The sequence below is a fragment of the Corynebacterium lubricantis DSM 45231 genome, assembly GCF_000379425.1.
Classification (GTDB): Bacteria; Actinomycetota; Actinomycetes; order Mycobacteriales; family Mycobacteriaceae; genus Corynebacterium; species Corynebacterium lubricantis.
Genome location: NZ_KB902229.1, coordinates 1 through 2508, shown reverse-complemented (window position 1 = coordinate 2508; position 2508 = coordinate 1). Strand labels below are relative to the sequence as shown.

2 protein-coding genes and 1 pseudogene are annotated in these 2508 nt (G+C 54.5%); 2 read left to right on the top strand and 1 reads right to left on the bottom strand.

Annotation, left to right across the window (positions count from 1 at the left end):
* Window positions 1–433 precede the first annotated feature (433 nt).
* On the top strand, window positions 434–1324 hold the full coding sequence (locus tag A37O_RS15450) for a nucleotidyltransferase domain-containing protein (protein WP_018297640.1): 891 nt from the start codon (window positions 434–436) through the stop codon (window positions 1322–1324).
* The gene (locus tag A37O_RS0111435) at window positions 1325–1909 is read left to right on the top strand and encodes a Cap15 family cyclic dinucleotide receptor domain-containing protein (RefSeq protein ID WP_018297639.1); all 585 of its coding nucleotides are present in this window, start codon (window positions 1325–1327) and stop codon (window positions 1907–1909) included.
* Window positions 1910–2114: 205 nt separating this feature from the next.
* Here the strand turns inward: A37O_RS0111435 and A37O_RS0111430 are convergent.
* A pseudogene (locus A37O_RS0111430) lies at window positions 2115–2424 on the bottom strand (transposase); the annotation flags it as partial.
* Window positions 2425–2508 lie beyond the last annotated feature (84 nt).

Here is a 2508-nt window from a genome sequence, read left to right as displayed (position 1 = left end):
CTTCAACGCGCTCAAACACAACCGCGGGGTGGCCACCCGATACGACAAACTCGCCGTCCGGTTCGAGGCAGTCATCCGGGTCGCGAACATTGACCACTGGCTCAAACGACTTTCATAACAGGTCCTAGTGCCCATGAGGACTGACCGGATGGTGTTCAGAAGTCGTCGTCACACCCCTGGTCACCAGGGCCGATCTGTGCCAACACCTTCTGACACTGACACCTGCCGGGCACCCGTCCCCCTGGTGTATGCCCCAAAGCAACAATAGTCTTTGGGGGCAGAAACTGCCCTACTTCTCGGAATAGAGATAAAGAGGCGCCTGATCGGACACCACCCCGAGCCCATGGATTGACTGAAAACTAGACGCCCAAGTAAAGCCAAAACATGTGTCCGCACCGCCCTCCTCCACTAAGGTCAACCGAGAGGAGGGCATATGGCGACGAAACATGATGAACACGTTGCGTGGACAGCGCAAGGATCTGTCGAAGCATCGAAACGCACCTACGCTTCCATCTGTGAGGCGATCTCACGCTCGACTGAGCTGCAGGTGGTGAACCCAGAGGTTTTTCTGCAAGGATCCTATGCGAATAACACCAACACACGCGGAGACTCAGATGTTGATGTTGTGGTCATGATGACTTCAACATTCATGCCGGAAACATCTCGTCTTAGTGGGAGCGAAAAAGGGAATTTTGAACTTAACCGGGTGCCGGGCACAACATCCGCGTCAGATTTCCGGAGGATGGTGGAGCGAGCACTGCACGAATATTACGGCTCAGCTCGCCTACAAAATAAGAACAAGTGCATTACGGTTGCCAAAAGCGACGGGTACGTTGCCGCCGACGTCGTGCCGGCGATGCAACATCGCCTCTTCACTAGATACTCTCCAACCGGTCACTCGAACTGGGTTGAGGGCATCTCAATCACCCCGCTGCAGGGAAACCGGATCGTTAACTACCCTAAGGAGCATATTTCCCAGGGGCAGGCCAAAAACAAAGCCGCCAACGGAAACTATAAGGCGACGGTGCGTCAAGTGAAGAGACTACGCCGTAAGGCGGTATCACTCGGCCTACTCAATCCGGGAGATGCTCCTGGTTACCTGCTCGAATGTCTGGTATCGAACTTGCCCGATCAGCTGTTCGTGAATGATCCGTCTGAGCGGCTTACGAAGGTGATGGCGAGGCTCAGCGTGCTCAGCCCTGACACCCTACGCAGCGTCATGTGGTCTGGAGACCGCATCCATAAGCTATTCGTGGACGACCCCGGTCAGCATAACGAGTACACTACCGCGCGAGTCATCAACATTTTGTGGGATCTGCTGTAAATGCACGCTTACGCCACTGATTCTCGAGCTCAAGCCTATGCGTATCTCACGGTTCTGGCAGTCGTCATCGCCGTCACCATGAATGCAGTCGTCGTCTCTACTGGGTTCTCATACGGGTGGCTGATCAGTTCTCCTTCACTCGGAGCGGCATTCATCGGTCTCCTGAAGATTTTTGACATTTGGGCGTGGCGCTGGAAGTGGCTTCGAAAGATCGGCGTCACCACAACCCCAGCTGTAGACGGCATCTATGAGGGTACAATCCGCTCCACATATGCGGACACTGTCGTGGATGTCCGTCTCATTATCGACCAGCGTTGGTTGCGGGTTCTCATCCGTTTTGAGGTCATGGGAGCCACAACATCGACGTCACGGTCTTCATCAGCTGCTATTCATGAAGAAGGACATCATGATGCCCGCCTGACCTACACGTACTCAAACCAAGTCCGCCCCGGTTTTGCCGAGGGGGACATGCACGACCATGATGGAGCCGCCGAGATCACCATTACTCCAGAGGGGGAAGTTAGCGGGCGGTATTTCAATGCCCGCGGTCGGCAGGGTGTCATCCTGTTAAAACGAACCGAGTGATGAGGTCAATGGAGACAACCCAGACCTCGGCGCCGTCGCGGACTCAGTCGATGCAATCCTCGACCCCTTTACTGGGTATACCCCAACAATTCATATTCGTAGTTCATCTGGAGGTCAAGTCCTCTGGAGTGGTGTATCTGCCTTTCGATAAAACAAGCAGCGCAACGATCTTAGGGACCATCACGAGCTAGAAACTGACCCTGATTCATGCGGCATCCCTCCGTGTGATCTCAGAAGTATTCTTCTCGGAATCGATGATGTTCGCCGTCATCATCGCCCTGGTCTGCTCCAGGCTCGTCAACGACATATACCGCTTCTGCTTCGATCCAATCATCATGTTGTTCTGCCAGCACCGCACCGACCAAACGGACTACGGCATCGCGGTTCGGGAAGATCCCCACCACATCAGTGCGCCGGCGGATCTCACGGTTCAACCGCTCGGTTGGATTATTCGACCAGACCTTGGTCCACACAGATTTCGGACATTGGGTAAACGCCAACAGCGGTGCTGTTGCAAAGTTGGGGCAGTAGGAAGAGCGACGTGAAATAATCACAGCCATGGGTATCTTCTCCGGTCGTCGTTTCCCCGTGACATCATT